The 16,742-nt window shown below is 59.2% G+C and carries 12 protein-coding genes and 6 pseudogenes; 9 read left to right on the top strand and 9 right to left on the bottom strand.

The window, feature by feature from the left end:
• Nucleotides 1-706 precede the first annotated feature (706 nt).
• The 3 genes from ACR9YP_RS09870 to ACR9YP_RS09860 form a co-directional block, all read right to left on the bottom strand.
• Nucleotides 707-964 (bottom strand): transposase DNA-binding-containing protein, encoded by a 258-nt coding sequence (locus ACR9YP_RS09870; protein WP_474219564.1) that lies wholly within the window; start codon nt 962-964, stop codon nt 707-709.
• Between the two features lie 112 nt (nt 965-1,076).
• On the bottom strand, nt 1,077-1,805 hold the full coding sequence (locus tag ACR9YP_RS09865) for a metallophosphoesterase (RefSeq protein ID WP_474219563.1): 729 nt from the start codon (nt 1,803-1,805) through the stop codon (nt 1,077-1,079).
• A gap of 859 nt (nt 1,806-2,664) precedes the next feature.
• Nucleotides 2,665-2,919 carry a hypothetical protein gene (locus ACR9YP_RS09860; protein ID WP_474219562.1) on the bottom strand — a complete coding sequence of 85 codons (255 nt, stop codon included), beginning with the start codon at nt 2,917-2,919 and terminating at the stop codon, nt 2,665-2,667.
• A 993-nt stretch (nt 2,920-3,912) separates the two neighbouring features.
• On the opposite strand from ACR9YP_RS09860, the gene ACR9YP_RS09855 reads away from it, so the two are divergent.
• The 3 genes and pseudogenes from ACR9YP_RS09855 to ACR9YP_RS09845 all read left to right on the top strand — a co-directional run bounded on the left by ACR9YP_RS09855 (nt 3,913) and on the right by ACR9YP_RS09845 (nt 6,846).
• Complete coding sequence (locus tag ACR9YP_RS09855; RefSeq protein ID WP_474219560.1) at nt 3,913-4,653, top strand: class I SAM-dependent DNA methyltransferase; 741 nt, start codon at nt 3,913-3,915, stop codon at nt 4,651-4,653.
• A gap of 97 nt (nt 4,654-4,750) precedes the next feature.
• Nucleotides 4,751-5,625 (top strand): annotated as a pseudogene (locus ACR9YP_RS09850) (transposase); the annotation flags it as partial.
• A 127-nt stretch (nt 5,626-5,752) separates the two neighbouring features.
• Nucleotides 5,753-6,846 (top strand): annotated as a pseudogene (locus ACR9YP_RS09845) (IS630 family transposase).
• Nucleotides 6,847-6,946: 100 nt separating this feature from the next.
• Here the strand turns inward: ACR9YP_RS09845 and ACR9YP_RS09840 are convergent.
• Nucleotides 6,947-7,141 (bottom strand): annotated as a pseudogene (locus tag ACR9YP_RS09840) (transposase domain-containing protein); the annotation flags it as partial.
• 322 nt (nt 7,142-7,463) lie between these two features.
• Between ACR9YP_RS09840 and ACR9YP_RS09835 the strand changes: the two are divergent.
• From ACR9YP_RS09835 to ACR9YP_RS09815, 5 genes and pseudogenes are all read left to right on the top strand, one after another.
• Nucleotides 7,464-7,994, top strand: coding sequence for a site-specific integrase (locus ACR9YP_RS09835; protein WP_474219559.1), 531 nt, complete (start codon nt 7,464-7,466; stop codon nt 7,992-7,994).
• The gene (locus ACR9YP_RS09830) at nt 7,913-8,401 is read left to right on the top strand and encodes a tyrosine-type recombinase/integrase (RefSeq protein WP_474219558.1); all 489 of its coding nucleotides are present in this window, start codon (nt 7,913-7,915) and stop codon (nt 8,399-8,401) included. The genes ACR9YP_RS09835 and ACR9YP_RS09830 overlap by 82 nt, the downstream gene beginning before the upstream one ends.
• 98 nt (nt 8,402-8,499) lie before the next feature.
• Nucleotides 8,500-9,426 carry a tyrosine-type recombinase/integrase gene (locus ACR9YP_RS09825; protein WP_474219557.1) on the top strand — a complete coding sequence of 309 codons (927 nt, stop codon included), beginning with the start codon at nt 8,500-8,502 and terminating at the stop codon, nt 9,424-9,426.
• Nucleotides 9,423-10,380, top strand: a pseudogene (locus ACR9YP_RS09820) (tyrosine-type recombinase/integrase). Before ACR9YP_RS09825 ends, ACR9YP_RS09820 begins: the two are co-directional and overlap by 4 nt.
• Nucleotides 10,381-10,493: 113 nt before the next feature.
• Nucleotides 10,494-10,598, top strand: a pseudogene (locus ACR9YP_RS09815) (transposase domain-containing protein); the annotation flags it as partial.
• Between the two features lie 144 nt (nt 10,599-10,742).
• On the opposite strand, the gene ACR9YP_RS09810 reads toward ACR9YP_RS09815, so the two are convergent.
• Nucleotides 10,743-11,872, bottom strand: a protein-coding gene (locus tag ACR9YP_RS09810; RefSeq protein WP_474219526.1) for an IS3 family transposase whose coding sequence is annotated in 2 segments (ribosomal slippage) — nt 10,743-11,611 and nt 11,611-11,872 — 1,131 coding nt in all. Because the reading frame shifts where the segments join, the coding sequence is not laid out codon by codon here.
• A gap of 54 nt (nt 11,873-11,926) precedes the next feature.
• Nucleotides 11,927-12,265 carry a transposase gene (locus tag ACR9YP_RS09805; RefSeq protein WP_474221014.1) on the bottom strand — a complete coding sequence of 113 codons (339 nt, stop codon included), beginning with the start codon at nt 12,263-12,265 and terminating at the stop codon, nt 11,927-11,929.
• Nucleotides 12,266-12,446: 181 nt separating this feature from the next.
• Here ACR9YP_RS09805 and ACR9YP_RS09800 point away from each other — a divergent pair, with 181 nt between their 5' ends.
• Nucleotides 12,447-12,674, top strand: a complete 228-nt coding sequence (locus ACR9YP_RS09800; protein ID WP_474219556.1) for a hypothetical protein — start codon at nt 12,447-12,449, stop codon at nt 12,672-12,674.
• 2 nt (nt 12,675-12,676) lie between these two features.
• On the opposite strand, the gene ACR9YP_RS09795 is transcribed toward ACR9YP_RS09800, so the two are convergent.
• From ACR9YP_RS09795 to tnpC, 3 genes and pseudogenes are all read right to left on the bottom strand, one after another.
• The gene (locus ACR9YP_RS09795; protein WP_474219555.1) at nt 12,677-14,590 is read right to left on the bottom strand and encodes a UbiA family prenyltransferase; all 1,914 of its coding nucleotides are present in this window, start codon (nt 14,588-14,590) and stop codon (nt 12,677-12,679) included.
• 401 nt (nt 14,591-14,991) lie between these two features.
• Nucleotides 14,992-15,231, bottom strand: a complete 240-nt coding sequence (locus tag ACR9YP_RS09790; RefSeq protein WP_474221013.1) for a hypothetical protein — start codon at nt 15,229-15,231, stop codon at nt 14,992-14,994.
• Between the two features lie 45 nt (nt 15,232-15,276).
• Nucleotides 15,277-16,240 (bottom strand): annotated as a pseudogene (tnpC, locus tag ACR9YP_RS09785) (IS66 family transposase); the annotation flags it as partial.
• Nucleotides 16,241-16,742 lie beyond the last annotated feature (502 nt).

Below are 16,742 nucleotides of genomic sequence, written 5' to 3'. Positions count from 1 at the left end.
TCGCTCCGTCGAAGCTTCAATTAGCCACAAATTCTCCGCCAACCGTAGCGCCCAGAGCAGTGTCGGTGCGTCGTGACAGCCGGCGCCTCATGACGGTATTCCCAGGCGGCGGATCGCCGGGGCGGGCGAGATAACCCCGAGCCGGGCGATCTTGATGATAGTGCGAGAGCATTTTCTGTCTTGCTTTTTGGTTTGTCGCTTACGAAGCATCGAGCAAGCTGATTTCAGTGGGAGTCAACGAGAGGGTTGGCGGCAGTCTGAGGCGGAACGGTTGAGCATCGTCAACCAGGGATCGCCGTTGCTGTCCCTGACTTCGATGCGATGGAGCCCCTTGACGGCGACCGCGTCCATTTCTTCGGCGATCGTGTAGCGCTCGACGCAGGGTCCTGATCTGGAAATGAGTTCCGATCTCCTGTGCTGCCCAGAACAGCTCGTAAATATTACTCTCGCGATCATTAATACGGACGCATCGTCTCGGATGATCCAGGAGTTGCGTGGACTGCTTGAGACTTCCCAACGATCAGATGCTTTCCTTTCTCCCCGATTGGAATCCGGGTCGAATTGATCTTTTTTTAAGCGCTGCGATCCCCTGGAATTTCTTACGGCTCTGGGCGCCCTTCCCAGCGGCACACGGAAAGCTCGAATGCATCAGGAAGCCGCTAACCGGGTGCAATCTGAGGCGGCGCGCCTGGTCCCGTTCACTGTTTTATGCTCTTTGTGATGCTGATCGTTTCTGACTTCTCGCGTTGATAGCTGAACCCGGTCGTATCGCGCAGCACAAGGACGAGACTTTCAGCAGCGGTACGATCACGCGTTGATTGGAAATGGCCTGCCAGTATCTCGCTTTGCTGAACCGGTCATTAGAGAAGAAGCGGGGGGCTGCCTTGATATTCGCCCAATCCTGGCAGACGAGCAGCCTGCTTTGTCCCATAGCGCCTCCAATCTGCGCGAGGAGTATGCGCAACCTATCGCAGATGCCGCGAGGAGATCCCAAATGTTTGGTCGCCGCAAACTGGAACCGCTGATTAAGAGCTTAGATCCGGTGCCTCTCCGCAACACCGTTATGGTTGACCTGCCTATAGCTGCTTACGATGGAGAACGTGCAAGGTCACTTCCGGGGGACAATTGACTCCAACCGGGAGATGACTCGTCCCGGTGCCTACGGAAGTGTATCCGCTCAACTCTCTATATTTCCAAGCTCCCGCGCCCATGCGTCTAGGTAACCTTGCCGCTAGTTTGATCGGGATTGATCCTGGCAAACAGAGTTGTCCCCCATGTGTGTGGCCGCTAAGCATTAGATCAAAGCCGGCTTGATCTGCCCGGCGATACACTTCAGGTGTGTGGGACAACAAAATCGAAAATTCCTCTCTTCCGAAAGTTGATGCAGCTGCCGCTATGTCGTCTGCTCGGTAAAAGTGAGCATCATCTACGCCTGCGAGATAAATCCGGTCGTCACCGCGTTTCAGCGTCTCACATTCATTCATCAGTACTCGAATGTTCATGTCTTCCAGACGCGGGACCATCTCGATGGTGTCGTGGTTCCCTAAAACCGCGTAGATCGGAGATGTTATGTTCGCCCTTAGGTCAGCGATGCCATCCATCGCAACTTCGATCGATCCATAAGTATTCCCCCGATAGTCGCCTGTCAGCACGCAGACATCGCACGGTAGCGTATCTATGACCTTCACCAAATGTTTCATTGCCAGTTCGCTTGTGTCCACGTGCAAGTCGCTGACGTGAAGGATCGTGAAGTTCTCAAACGAGAATGGTAAATTTTCGAACGTGAGATCATTCCGCCTGATCATGAAACGCCCGGCGTTCCGGCACGCGTGCTCGTACAGCCCGATACATTTGAGTACTGTTCGGATAATCGCCGGCGCCGAAAACCAGTTCTCTAAATGCAATAAAATTCGCCCTTGGCCAAACAAGTGGGTTCGGTGATCCGCCTCGCACCTCAACCGTTCGTGGGCCCATCGGGATCCAAAGCGCACTTCTAATCTACTCAGAGGCTTTCTGTCCATCCGCAGATAATACCGCGAATCGAAGCCCCCGCAATTATGGCCAGGAGCAGTATCGCCGACGGCGAGCGCGAAAGCGCGCCTAGCGGTGGAGCTTCAGGGACTCCCCTCCCCACTGCTGAAGCGCTTGGAAAATAGCGCCGCTACCATTGCCAGAGCCAGATCCAAGCTCGACTCCGACACACGTAAGATAGCTCGTGGTGCGGCGATCGACAGAGACAGTTGACGAAGGCAAGCTTACGATCCTGTGCATTTTGGGGAAAACGCCCCGTTTGATGATAACGCTGCCCTTGTGGTCGTCTCGACTGGAGTCGCTGCCGCCGGTGGCCGAGCATGCAAAAAACCTTGCTGATGCGCGCGGCCTCGCTTTTCTCGCTCATGCGTTGTTTGTTCGGTTTCTACAGCAAGAGGTCCAGACTGGTCTGAGCCGCAACGATGGCACGGCCGAGATCGCCCGGCAGCGGCGGTCCCAGTCGCGACACCGCGCGAAATTCTGCACATCGGGCGGCAGCTCGGCAAGGCCATCGGCCACATTTTGATGATCGGCAGCGTAGCGCTATTCCGTTGTCGGGTATATGAGAACCGCTTTTTTGCAGGGCCCCAGAGGTTCCATGGGGCTACCCCATCGGAGATGGATCGAGACTCCTTATCTATCTAAACCTCTGTTTGCTTCCGTGCTCAGACCTTTCGGATTGGCGCCGAGCAGGTACTGGGGAATCCGACGACTCAGATCCAGACCCAGTTGCATCGGCTCGCGATTTGCTTTTTTCTGCGAACGGCCCTTCTCGCTCTTCGTCGAAGGACGGATCGTCGCCCGAGGACTGATCGTGCCGACAAGCTTCAGAACGACAGCAAGCTCGTTGAGCCCATCGATACTGACCTGCGGCGGTTCGAGTGCCACGCTGGCACATTAGCTTTCGCCAGCTTTCGCCGAACATCAAATTGGGCACCTCGCGACTAAAGCCGCCGTTCCTCCGTGTAGATGCACTTTCAAATCCTTAACACGTCGCAAGGGTCCCTTGTTAAAAAAAGGTGATGCCACGGATATGCAACTTTCGCCGTTCGAACACTATATGCAGAATGTCGCGTGTTGGCCCATTTCGAGCGGAATAGGTGTTGCCCGCTACTGAATGGGTCGGCCCTCCATCACAGACTAGCGCCATCAGCCGGCTGCTCGCTCGTGCAAGTCGACCGGTTGGCACTCTGTGAGATTTGGCTAGGCACGTGTCGCTCGACAGCTGTTCTCCTCCTCGAGTTCGTTCAATCGCTGCATCTCCATCGGCAGCAATCCTTGGTAGTTCGTTTTTCAATTGAAATAGTCGACGGACTGATTCTCGGCCTTCCACAGATGTCCGCATCCGTTCCGGTGATTGCGATGCTTAGGCGCCGAGAATTGTGAAGCCTTCATCTCTCCAGCTCCTCCTAGCCGAGAGGATTCGGAGCGCAAAACCTCCAACCAAGATTACCAGTTTGCCGGCCTCAGACTACTGAGGTGATGGACTCTACCAATTCTTGGAGGAGATTGCGAAGCTCAGGTCAGCTAGAAGGTCCTTGAGGCTGATATCCATTGGGTGTGGACCTCCTCTACGAGGCTGGCAGGAAGGAGCCTATGCCAAGCGATAGCCACTTAGCCAACGGAAGGACATTGTCAGTCTTGTTGGATTGGATGCTGGCTCTGTCCGCCGGGACGACAGCAATTCCTTTCGCCTCGCTGCTATACTGCAGCAGTTGTGGTCTCAATCTCAGCGAGCAGAAAGTTTAATACCTCAACTCCATCGCGACCCCATTCGCGTATGGGCATCGGGACTTCTGAAAGCCGACGAGCACTCTGCGCCGATCAGCAGGGGCTGCAACGATGTGGAACTGGGCCAAGACCCCTAGCACTTGGTAGACCATGGACAGAGAGATTGCGAAGCCCGACCATGTGGCGCAGGGGCAAGTTGCGGAAGATTTCGATGGCTGGGCCGACTCATATGAGGAAATGGTCAATCAAGCCGTCGCTTTCGCAGGGCGAGATCACGCGTTTTACATTGACGTGAAGCGCGAACATATCCTGCGTCTGGCTCAGCGACATTTCGCCGATCTCGAAAGCCTGAATGTGCTGGATCTGGGCTGCGGAGTCGGTGCGTTCCATGCCGGGCTTGAGGGCAAGTTTCGTGAACTCCACGGCGTGGACGTGTCTGCCCGAAGTGTCAAATTGGCAGCGACGCGGCACTCTTTTGTGCGTTATTCCACGTACGACGGTAGCCGACTGCCCTACGGCGATGGACAGTTTTCGATGGTTTTCACGACCGGCGTGATGCACCACGTCCCTCCGCTTCAATGGGAGAGCTTCGTTGCCGAGGCGTATCGCGTTACCGCGGCGGGCGGGTTAATGCTCGTCTTTGAGAACAATCCCTACAATCCGCTGATGCAGTACTTCGTCAAAACATGCGACGTTGACAAGGATGCCGTCCTGTTGCGGCCCGCGAAGTTGCGTCGTATGTTCACTGCCGCCGGCTTCACTGATGTCTTCACGCGAACTATTTTCTCAGTCCCACCCGCTGGCAGATTCCTGACCAGAATGGATTCGCTACTGGGTAATCTGCCTTTCGGAGCCCAGTACTATCTCAGCGCTAGAAAGAAAGCGCTGTGACAGATTTCCTGCGATGAATCGTATCCCCCTGCAGCCGCCCTCCTCTTCGATCTGACCTTGCCCACGGGCTTAATCCAGTTTGAAGTTGGACCAGAGCATGAAGCGCAGCCGCTTTTCGGAAGAGCAGATCATCGGAATTTTGAAGGAGCATGAGGCCGGCGTGTCGGTCACCGATCTGTGCGGCAAGCATGGCATCAGCGACGCCAGCATCTACAAATGGAAGGCGAAGTTCGGTGGAATGGAAGTGTCGGAGGCCAAGCGGCTGAAGACTCTGGAGGACGAGAACACACGGCTGAAGCGCCTCTTGGCCGACGCCATGCTGGACAACGCGGCCTTGAAGAACCTCGTGGGAAAGAAATGGTGACGCCTGCGGCCAAGCGGAAAGCTGTCGTCCATCTCCGAGGCGCCTTCGGGATGAGCGAACGGCGGGCGTGTAAAGCCATCGGCTGATGCCGCATGACCATGAGCAGACGACCCGGATGGAGGATGCCGGCCTTCGCCAAGGAATGGGGACGATCACCCAGGATCGCCGCCGCGGTGGCTATCTGCGCCTGGATGTTCTGCTTTAGCGGGAGGGCTATCTGATCAACCAAGAGATACCGGAAAGAAGCTTGCCTACGCCGCCGTGGCGGGCGCAAGCGGGCAACTGGGACCAGAGCACCGATGACGGTGCCGATGGCGCCCACCGAGCGCTGGTCGCTCGATACTTCGTGTCGGGTCAGCTCGCGGACGGCCGTCGCTTTCGTATCCTGACCGTAGTCGACGACTGTACCCGCGAGTGTTTGGCGTTGGTGGCCGACAGCTGGCACTCGGGTGGCGCGGGAACTGGACCGGCTGCTGATTGAGAGCGGCAAGCCGAAGATGACACGGCAACGAACTCACCAGCATCATCCTGACATGGGCCATGGGAGCCGCGTCGCACGGCACTACATCCGGCCGGGTAAGTCCATGCAGAATGCCTTCATCGAGAGCTTACGGCGCCCTAGTGTCCCGAGTCACAAATTCGCAATCGTAGATTCGCAATGGATTCGCGTCGCTGAGCCAGAGATGGCGGCTGCAACAGCGACGGAGGATCTGATGGGGCCCAGCAACTTGCGCCCTGATATTGAGCGAAGATGAGCGTGCCGAACTGCAGTCGCTGACGATGCGGCGAAAAACGGCGCAGGCGCAGGCTCTAAGAGCGCGGATCCTGCTGACCTGTGCGGAAGGCGGTCAGAACAAGGAAGTGGCGGCCAAGCTGGGGCTGGACCGCAGACGTTAGGCAAGTGGCGGCGGCGTTTTGTGGAGCAGCGTGTGGCCGGGCTGCACGATGAGCCGCGCTCGGGGGCACCGCGCACCATTGACGATGGTCGCATCGAGACCGTGATCGTGAGAACGCTGGAAAGCTGCCCCGAGAACGCCACTCATTGGAGCTCCCGCGGTATGGCAAGAGCCAGCGGCCCGTCGGTGTCGACGGTGCAACGTATCTGGCGGGCCTTCGGGCTGCAGCCGCACCGGCTGGAGACGTTCAAACTCTCGACTGATCCGAATGGCCAAGGTGGGCGACGTCGTGGGCCTTTTTGTCTCGCCGCCAGAGCACGCCATCGTTCTGTGTGTGGACGAAAAGTCTCAAATCCAGGCGCTGGACCGCAGCCAGCCGACGCTGCCGATGCGTCCCGGCCAGCCGGCCCGAAGGAGCCATGACTACAAGAGGCGAGGCACGGCACCACATCGCTGTTCGCAGCCCTCGACATTGCGACCGGACGGGTCATCGGCAAGTGCTACGGACGCCACCGCGCCGCCGAGTTTCGCAAGTTCCTCGACGAGATCGAGGCCGCCGTGCCGCGCGAGCTCGACGTCCATCTCGTCATGGATAACTATGCCACGCGCAAGACCCCGCTGATACGGAAATGGCTGGCCAAAAGGCCACGTTGGCATGTGCACCTTATCCCGACCAGTTCGTCATGGCTCAATCAGGTCGAGCGCTTCTTCGCCCTTCTTACCGATAAGAAGATCAGGCGCGGCGTCTATCGCAGTGTCACCGCCCTCAGGGCCGACATCACTTCGTTCATCGACCGGCACAACGCCGATCCGAAGCCGTTCCGATGGACCAAGTCCGCCAATGACATCCTTGCTTCCATCGAGCGCTTCCGCCGATACAATGCCTCCGCACAAAACGACGCGATGTTGCGAACTTCTGGTTCAGGACACTAGCAGCACTTTGGATAACGTCGGGTGCGTTCATGTATATGGCCTTTTCGTGCGACCGACACCAAATTCGCTGGCCTGATGGAGATCGCGGATCGAGGCCTCATCAGTACGCATCCGGCCAGCAACCCGGGCGGGCGCGCCGGTCTGCCACGGCGCTCAGGCAGCCGCATTGGACTGTTGGGTCGCCTTCCAAATTCCACGGGAGCAGGTTGGCGACTTTGTTGACGGGGTGATCTGGAAGCCTGGCCAACACATCCGCGAGCCAAGCTTGCGGATCAACGTCGTTCATCTTGCAGGTTTATGCCGCCCGCCGAACTATGCCGAGTCGGGTCGTTTTCCCCAGATTTCTCGCTGACCGGCGTTTGGTCGGTTCGGCATAGTTCGTTCTGTGCCTCCGCTTTCAACAGCGGAGAACAGGAAGATGGAAGTTGAAGAGTACTTGGGCAGAAGCCGGCTGTACGTGCGTCTCAGAAGCGGGCCGCACGGACAGTTCGTCGAGCGCTACGCCGCTCGTCTCGTCGAAGAGAGGCTCGTTCGGCACGGCACGTGGCGTTGCCTCAACGTGGTTGGCGGGCTCCTGAGTTGGATCGCGGGCCGTCGCTATAAGCTGGTCGATCTCGATGAGCAGGTCGTTGAGCGGTACCTCCGGCATCGAGGCGGGAGGCAGTCTATCCAACCCGGTGACCGGGCAGCGCTCAAGCGATGGCTGCCGGTGCTGCGCGAGGAAGGCGCGATCGCGCCGTTGCGCTATCGCCTCTCACCCCCACGAACGGATCTTCAAGGAGTTCGATGCCTACCTACGATCAGAGCGCGGCTTGGCCCCGAGGTCCATCGTCCGCCATCTCCCATTCATCCGCAGGTTCCTGCACGAGGTGTGCTCCGGCGGCGCCGCAGCCCTGTGCAAGATCAACCAAGAGGACGTGATCCGCTACATTGAGCGCCACGCCCAGGATTGGAGCCCGGGAACAGGCAAGGCGATGCGCTGGTCGTTGCGTGCCTTTCTCCGTTACCTCCACCATCGGGGGCTGAACGCGCGCCCGTTGGCGGATTGCGTTCCATCGATGCGGCGATGGAAGCTCGCAACTCTGCCGACCTATTTGCTGCCGCTCAGGTTCGGAAGGCTCTCGACGGTTGCGACCGAGAGACGGTGATGGGACGGCGCGACTACGCCATTCTGTTATTGCTGGCCAAGCTCAGCCTGCGGGCCAACGAGGTTGCGACGCTCACGCTCGATGATATCGACTGGCGCGCCAGCGAGATACTCGTTCGCGCCAAGGGCCGACAGCGTGCACGGATGCCGATACCGCCAGACGTTGGCGCGGCCATCGTTGCATATCTGCGCAGTGGCCGCCCAAAGTCGTCGTGCCGACGGTTGTTCGTCCGCACACTCGCGCCGCACATCGGGTTTGCTTCCGGATGTGCGATCACCATGATCGCCAAGGCCGCCCTCGATCGCGTTGGAATCGACGGTTGCGCACACCGCGGCGCCCATATCTTCCGACACAGTCTCGCTACCGAGCTTCTCCGATCTGGCGCCACCTTGTCGGAGATCGGATAGTTGCTGCGGCACGAGAACCACGACACTACCCGGATTTACGCGAAGGTCGATATCGATGCGCTGAGAGCATTGAGCCTGCCGTGGCCGGGAGGCGTGCAATGACCGATCTGCGCGCCGCACTCGATAAGTACCTGAGCATGCGCAAGGGGTTTGGATACAAGTACGAGCACCAGACCCGTCGGCTCGCCGACTTCGTCGCCTTCATGGAGAAGCGCAAAGCCAGCATCATCACGACGAAGCTGGCAATGGAATGGGAAACGCTGCCGCCCGATCGTCATGCATCCTGGGCGCTGCGATTGAGCGACGTGCGCGGGTTCGCGCGCCATGTCGCCAACTTCGATCCGAGAACGGAGGTACCGCCCGTCGGCATGCTGCCCGGATGGAAGCGCGCCAAGCCCTATGTCTACAACGACGCGGAGATCGATGCGTTGCTGACGGCAGCGCTGGCTCTGCCGCCAGCGGGCGGGCTGCGTCGATGGACCTACCACACCCTGTTCGGGCTGATCGCGGTGACGGGCATGCGTATATCCGAGGCGATGGGCCTGCAGCGTGATGACGTCGACCTCGACGCCGGCGTGCTGACAGTCCGGCTGACCAAGTTCGGCAAGTCGCGGCTCGTGCCATTGCATCCGACGACGAGAACCGCGTTGCGCGACTACGCCCACCGGCACGACGCGATGCTCGGATCACGCTGCGGCTCGACCTTCTTCGTTGCCGAACAGGGAGGCCGCTTGCTGCACCAGTACGTTCATCGCGTCTTCTGGCGATTGTGCCGAGAGATCGGGCTGCGGCGCCCAGGTGATCGTACCGGGCCACGTGTGCACGACTTCCGTCATCGCTTCGCCATCCGGACGCTGCTCGACTGGTATCGCGAAGGCAAGGACATCGAGCAGCAACTCCCAGTACTCTCCACTTACCTCGGCCACGCCTGCGTGCGTGATACCTGCTGGTATCTCTCGGCCTGCCCCGAGTTGATGGAAGAAGCGGCGCGGCGTCTCGATCGGCGGTGGGAGGTGACGCCATGAAGCCCGCCTGCAATGTCGCCACGTTGATCGAGCGCTTCTTCACCGAGCGCCTCATGCGCCAGCGCAATGTTAGCGGCAACACGATCGCCTCCTACAGGGACACGTTCCGGCTACTGTTCATGTTCGCACAGGTGCAGCTGCGGAAGCCCCCATCGGCCCCGACGCTCACCGATTTGGACGCAACGTTCATCGGCGCGTTCCTCACTGATCTCGAGGTAAAGCGCGGCGCCAGCGCGAAGACGCGTAACCTGCGTCTGACCGCCATCCGATCCTTCTTCAGGTTCGTGTCCCTCGAGGAACCGGCACACAGTGCGCTGATCCAGCGCGTGCTCTGACGCGCCCCGAGATCGAGGCGGTTCTCGCCGCGCCCGATCGAACGACGTGGCTTGGCCGCCGCGATCACACCTTGCTGCTGGTCGCGGCCCAGACGGGCTTACGCCTCTTAGAGCTGACTGGCCTTGACCGGGATGCCGTCCACCTTGGGTCTGGCGCACACGTACGATGAGTCGGTAAAGGGCGGAAGGAGCGGACCACTCCGCTGACCACACTCGCTCGGTGTGCGCTCCAGGCATGGCTCAAGGAACCGTTGCGCAAAGGAGCAACAGCGCTGTTCCCCAACGTGCACGGGGGCCGGCTCAGTGCCGACAGCGTCCAGTCGCTCCTGGGAAAGCATGTTCGTGTCGCTCACAAGAGTTGCCCGTGTTTGAAGGCCAAGAGCGTATCACCGCACGTGCTAAGGCACAGCGCTGCGATGGAACTGCTGCAGGCCGCCGTCGACTGCTCCGTGATCGCGCTGTGGCTCGGTCATGATCGGTCGAGACGAGGCAGACGTACCTGCACGCCCACCTCGCCCTCAAGGAAGCAGCACTGGCGAAGCTCAAGCCGTACGAGCGCGGCAAGCGAACCCGCTTCCAGCCGAACGACTGCCTGCTCGCCTTTCTGGAGGCGCTCTGAACGCCAGACTATGCCGAATGGAATGGGGCTGCCGTGCACACGATCAACGCGTGCCAGCGTGACAACGGCGCGCCATACCAAACCCGTTCGGCATAGTTCGGCGGGCGGCATAAACCTGCAAGCTCTGCGGCGTCGAGCCGCAGGCCTATCTGGCCGACGCCCTCACTAAGCTGGTCAATCTCTGGCCGGTCTCCCGTCTGGACGAACTCATGCCTTAGAGCTGGCTCCGGTTGTTTGGACAGCGCCCCGCGGAATTTAAGTGGATTCCTGCCGGGTTACACTGACTGCGGGGCTTTGCGATTTTGTCGTTGCGTCGGGAGGGCGTAGCCCGACCAGAGCGACGACAAAATCGCGGGCGACGATCATGCGGCCATCACCATCGCTTGCACGCCGAAGTAAGCCTCGTCGGGCGTGCGTTCGTCAAGGCTCGAGTGCGGGCGTCCCCGATTGTAGAACGCCAGATATTTGGAAATCGACGCTCGCGCCTCGGACACGCTGTCGTAGGCGCGCAGATAGACTTCCTCGTATTTGATCGTGCGCCAGAGCCGCTCGACGAACACGTTGTCACGCCAGGCGCCCTTGCCATCCATGCTGATAGCGATCTTGGCGTCCAGCAGCACGCTGGTGAAGTCGACGCTCGTGAACTGGCTGCCCTGATCCGTGTTGAAGATCTCGGGCCTGCCGTGCTTCGCCAACGCCTCCTGGAGCGCTTCAACGCAGAACATCGTCTCCATCGTGATCGATACGCGATGGGCCAGGACCCGCCGGCTGAACACATCGACGACCGCCGCGAGGTAGACGAAGCCACGTCGCATCGGAATGTAGCTGATGTCCATTGCCCAGACCTGGTTCGGCCGCTCGATCTTCAATCCGCGCAGCAGGTACGGGTAGATCTTGTGGCCCGGTGCGGGCTTGCTCGTGTTCGGGCGGCGATAGATCGCCTCGATCCCCATGCGCTTCATCAGCGTCGCGACGTGGCGGCGGCCAACCTGCACGCGCTCACGCCGCAACAGCGATCGCAGCATGCGCGCCCCTGCGAAGGGATAATCGAGGTGCAGCTCATCGAGCCGGCGCATCAAGGCAAGGTCCTCGGCCGAAACCGGCCGAGGTTCATAGTAGACCGTGCTGCGAGCAAGGCTCAGGACTTTCGCCTGGCGCACGACAGGCAGATCATGGTCGCGGTCGATCATCGCTTTGCGCTCAGCAGGCCCGCCTTGGTGAGCGCGCTCTCTAAAAAATCATTCTCCAAGGCCAACTCGCCGATCTTGGCATGTAACGCCTTCAAATCGACCGGCGCCTCGGCCGGTCCCTTGTCCTGCCCAAACACGCCGGCGGCGCCTTCCAGGAGCTGGTTCTTCCAGGTCGTGATCTGGTTCGGATGGACATCAAACAGTTGCGCCAGCTCGGCCAACGTCTTCTCCCCCTTCACGGCCGCCAAAGCCACCTTCGCCTTGAATGCCGGAGAATGCGTCCGGCGACTCCTCTTCGTCATCTTCGCTCCTGATTCGCGGCGAGAATCCTCGCCGCTGTCAGGCAGAAAATCCACTCAAGCTACTGTCCGAATTTGCGGAGCCAGCTCTCTTGGGCCTGGGCCGCCGAGCGCGGCAGAAGCCTCGCCGCTTGACGAACTCCGATCCTGGATCGCAGTCGAACCTGAGGGCCTCGTCGCCACCGGCTCGGTGCCCTCCGGCAGCTTCAACAAACCGTCGCGGGCCGCCCTGCGCCAAGCCGAAAGTTGCTGCGGCGAGATCTCGTGCCGACGAGCGACCTCCAACATCACTGCGCCTGGCGCGTAGGATTCCGCCACGATCTCTGCCTTGACATCGTCGCACCAACGACGGCGCCGAACCCGAGCCCGCAATGCGTCAACAACATCCGCAATCATGCTGCGATCCGCTCTCTTCATGACGGAAAGCATATTGCAGGCCAGTTCGCCTACAACAGGGTGGGGGAAAATGACCGCTTACGGTCAAATCCTCGGGCCGCCTCTCAAACTACACAAGGCGGCCGACGCCGGAGGGATACGTTTTTCCTGGGCGTAAGGCTGAGAAACTATGGCTACACGGTTGACGCCAGTCATCTCAAACGAGCTGGAACCGCCCGTCGTCAAGGCGACGTGGCCGCAATTTGCCGAACAGTCCGACAAGGAAAGTTGGCCGGCGGCCGCTTGCTCGCCAGCTTGCGCTATCGGGCATCCGACCGCTGCCCAGTTCACTCTCGACTATCCCTATCCTCGCGCGCTGTCGCAAGGTTATGGAGCAGAAGGCATCAATGCGCGCTTCTGGGAAATCTAACGTCAAATGGCTATGACAACCACGGCAATCATTAAGGCCGTGGCAATTGTGCTGGTACGGTCTCTCAGTGCAAAGACAATGGGGTCATCGTCCATTTGACGCCGGTGCGCTGTCATGAGCGCTCGGCCTATCCAATAGATAAGAATTGGACAAATGAGCCATAGTACCTTCGGATGTCGATAGAGTTTCTGCACATCGGCCGATGTAACATAGAGTGCAACGATCGTGACAGCGTTCATACCAGCCGCGGCAACTAGAGCGGCAACGACATCAAGGTCGCCGATCCTGTAGTCACGACCTGAACGATCCGGAAGGCCACGGTCGAGCCTCCGCGCCAGCTCAACATACCGTTTGATTAGCGCGAGCGATGTGAAGATGAACATGGAAAAGATGAAAAGCCACTGCGAAATTTGAATTTCAGCTGCCACGCCACCCGCAACAATGCGTGTCGTGTACAGCATTGCCAGCACAACAACGTCCACAAGCATCTTGCGCTTCAAATAGACAGAATACGCACTCGTTAACACAAAATAGCCAATCAATACGCAGATAAACTCAAGTGATACTGCGGTTGCCAGCATCAGAGAAGATAGGAGGAATGCCGGAACAATAAGTAAGCCGTTTCGAGGGTGGAGAAGGCCACTCGCGAAGGGGCGAGCACGCTTGGTAGCGTGCGCGCGATCAGATTTAAGGTCCAGCAGGTCGTTGAGGATGTAGACGGCTGACGCGCAAGCGCAAAACGCCACAAACGCGATCACATCTGTGGTGATGCTAGTCAACGTAAATTGATGCGAGGTCGCCAACGGCACGAAAACGAGGAGGTTCTTGACATATTGATGGACTCGAAGGGCTTTGAACCACGCTCGCCTTCCAGCATTCGCGTCATGTAATGTAACGTAGTTACCCTTTAGCGCGAAGAGCCGCCTCTTTACAGCGTTGGAAAGCCCGACACCGTAGGCTCTATCAGCAATCTCCCACACCGGAAAATCTGCGGGACCATTGCCAACGTAATCAAATCCGTTCTTACCGAAGGTAACTCTGAGTATCTCCGCCTTCAAAGATCCCGATAAATTCGTCTTTGCGTCTGAAGCAAACCAACCATCGAAGATGCCCAAGTAATCTGCGATAGCCTTCGCGTGCTTCGCGTTGGCTGCAGTAGCCAAGTAAACTTTCCTGCCCCGCGCCTTAGCTTCCTGAATTAGACCAATAACGCAAGGGTTGTAGGGGAGAGTCGAATAGTCTAGTTCAGAAGCCTGGGCAAGATGATGCTTTACAGCTGCTTTGCCATTGGCCAGAGCCCGGATCGCCGAGAAATTAGCGTTGAACCCAAGAGGCAAGACGTCTAAGAAGGACTCGTATAGCACATCCGTCAGCAGCAACGATCCGTCTAGATCTACTACCAACGGTTTATCGCGGCTAAACTTCGTATTGATAGCTTCAGCAGCATCGCTTGCGTACCAGTTGCTGCCTATGACTTTCGGTATAACATCGTCGAGTTGCGCCGGACGACCGATAAAGACAATGTAGCCATCACGATTGACGACGAACGAGGTGGGAATCCCGCAAGACGATTCAGGTTCCATCCAAAGCTTTTTCATTTTGCCCGTGTACTCGAACGCGATCCGATAATTCGGATTGGGAACGTTTTTGGTCAACCATGCATCCAATTCGGTTTGGGCCTCGTTCAGCGTTCGAGCGCGTTCATGAGCTGCAACTCCGATAACCTCAAGGCCGCTGTCTTTATATTTCTCTTGCAGCTGTACCAGATGGAGCATCGCGGCCCTACATGGCAGGCACCAAGTTGCCCAAAATTGAACGATGTACACTTTCCCGGGTTGGAAGCTTATGAGGGGCTGGCCGCGCAGCCAGCTTTCCACTTTGATGGGAGGAGCGAGGGACTCGACACGCAGCACCATGTTGCTCTCCAAAGCTGATGCCAAACGCTGCACGACTCTATGTGCGAGCTAGCTTTTCTCAGGGGCACGCCGTCTTTGCGTACGCCCGCACGTGGCCTTCGCCCACTGGTGCTACTCCGCACCAGCAACGGTCGTGCCAATGGCACAGGACGCGGTAAGCGTCTGGCAAATCTGAGAAACTCGAGGGTGCCGCAAGGCGTCATTGTTTTGAACGCGACGCGCTTTGTGCGGCTGTGAGAAATTAGACACGAGTTGCGCTTTAGGATCGTTGGTCGTCGAATGAACCTCACCATTACCCTTCCTCCGTCGGCAAGGTCAGTTGAGAGCGATGATATGGATCGCGCGTCGAAATAGTGGAGCAAGGACGCATGTTTGGTACCCATTCGGCGTAGGCCGCAGGGTTACCGCCTGAGTAGTCCAGAGTTCTCTTTACAGAACTTGATGAGCTCGATGAGGTTCTCGATTCCGAAGTCGGTGAACGCCTGGACGCCGTCTTCCCCGATGCCGTAGACCCAGATGACGCCGTCCTCGATCTCCATCTCGTTGGCAATGTCCCACAACCAATCCTCATCTTCGCCGAGGTCGTTTGCGACCTTGGTAATGGTGGTGACGTGATGGACCTTGTTGACGTGGGTGGTCATGCGGCTTGAGCGGAGAGCGCTGGCGTCCAATTCCAGGGCAGAAGGCAGGATGCCGGCATATCGAGCCAGATGCCCCTGGGGATGCTCGCCCTTGCGGTCGCGTGAGTAATAGAACATCGCCGCCGGCGGGTCCGTGCCCCCAAATGGCCGGTCGTCCCGGACGTAGATCCAGCAGCGGCCCGTATCGGTCTTGCCCTTGGCCAGCACCGGCACGGTCGTATCATCGGCATGAAGGCCGCTCGGCCGCCATGACATGAACTTCCACCAGGCGCAGCAGGGGATCCAGCGAGGCATAGACCGCCCCCACGGCATCCGCCATGGTCGACAGTGCGATCGGCACGCCTTCCAGAGCATAGCGCTCGGCCTGGCGGTTGAGCGGCTGATGCTGACCGAACTTTTCGAACATGATTATGGCCAGGAGGCTCGGGCCAGCCCATCCCCGAGCGATGGCATGGAACGGCGCCGGCGCCTGGCTGATCTTCTCGTAGTCGCGGCAGGAGAACTTCTCCCGGACCGTCTCGATCACCTTCCACTGGCGCGGCACCACTTCCAGCGTCCGCGTCACGTCCTCGCTGAGCTTGCGAAGGCGATTGCTGCCGCAGCATTCACACGCCGTCGGCCCATCGATCACCACTCGCTCCCGGGGAAGATGCTCGGGGAAGGTCTGGCGCTCGGCGCGCTTGCGGGTAAATCCCCGCACGGTCGTCGTCTTGGCCGCGGCCTGTTCCGCCGCCAGCTCGTCCTCGGTGGCGTCGGCTTCCAGCTCTTCGAGTGCCAATGCCAACTGCTCGATCAGCCGCGCCGAACGCTCCGACCGTTGCCCATAGATCTGATGCTTTAACTTGGCGATCTGCAGGCTTCTGCTGAGCGATCAGCGCTCCGTCTTCCGAGGCTTTCGCGCGGGCGACCGCGAGCTTGGCGGCGATCTCAAACCCTTCGCGCGCTCGACAGCGAGCGCCTCTTTCAGGGCGGCAACGTCATCCGGATCAGCGTCGCGGTCCGCATCCATGCGACGCAGTGAATCACAGATCGAATGCGTTGGGACTCCCCAAAATGCCGGCAGCCGGGAGATTTTCCTGGATCAGCCTGCGCTCTGCGGTCGCCAGCTCAATTGCGGATTCCGCCAGTCGATGCCCTCGAGCGAGGGCATCGGGAGATGCCCATAAGAGTGACGATGACGTAGCCACCTTCGAAGAGGTGGAAGTCGTCGATCCGCGTCATCCGCTTTATGGCCGGCGCTATCGCTTGATCTCGATCGGTAAGGAGACGACCACGCGTGGAGCGTGCAAGGAGCTCTTTGCGCGTGTACATTACCGATTCGGTCTCACGCTTCTTCTGCCGCTCGGGGTGACGAATCTTGAGCGGAACGGCTTGCCGTGCGCCGCGCCGACCAAGCTGAGCCTCGACGCGCTGCAGGACTTAATCGCGTTGGCCGAAGAGAGCGGGGGCGCATGCCCATCGAACCTCGAGAGGTCTGGCGCGGTTTGCCGGAAACGCTCCGGCAAGCGATC

The sequence above is a fragment of the Bradyrhizobium sp. BR14999 genome (genome assembly GCF_056106085.1).
This window is presented reverse-complemented; position numbering and strand designations above follow the sequence as displayed.

Excerpts from the sequence above, each read along its gene's own strand:
- ACR9YP_RS09865 (WP_474219563.1), bottom strand. The coding sequence starts at position 1,805 with ATGATCAGGCGGAATGATCTCACGTTCGAAAATTTACCATTCTCGTTT.
- ACR9YP_RS09855 (WP_474219560.1), top strand. The coding sequence starts at position 3,913 with ATGGACAGAGAGATTGCGAAGCCCGACCATGTGGCGCAGGGGCAAGTT.
- ACR9YP_RS09835 (WP_474219559.1), top strand. The coding sequence starts at position 7,464 with ATGAGCAGGTCGTTGAGCGGTACCTCCGGCATCGAGGCGGGAGGCAGT.
- ACR9YP_RS09830 (WP_474219558.1), top strand. The coding sequence starts at position 7,913 with ATGGAAGCTCGCAACTCTGCCGACCTATTTGCTGCCGCTCAGGTTCGG.
- ACR9YP_RS09825 (WP_474219557.1), top strand. The coding sequence starts at position 8,500 with ATGACCGATCTGCGCGCCGCACTCGATAAGTACCTGAGCATGCGCAAG.
- ACR9YP_RS09805 (WP_474221014.1), bottom strand. The coding sequence starts at position 12,265 with ATGATTGCGGATGTTGTTGACGCATTGCGGGCTCGGGTTCGGCGCCGT.
- ACR9YP_RS09795 (WP_474219555.1), bottom strand. The coding sequence starts at position 14,590 with ATGGTGCTGCGTGTCGAGTCCCTCGCTCCTCCCATCAAAGTGGAAAGC.
- ACR9YP_RS09790 (WP_474221013.1), bottom strand. The coding sequence starts at position 15,231 with ATGACCACCCACGTCAACAAGGTCCATCACGTCACCACCATTACCAAG.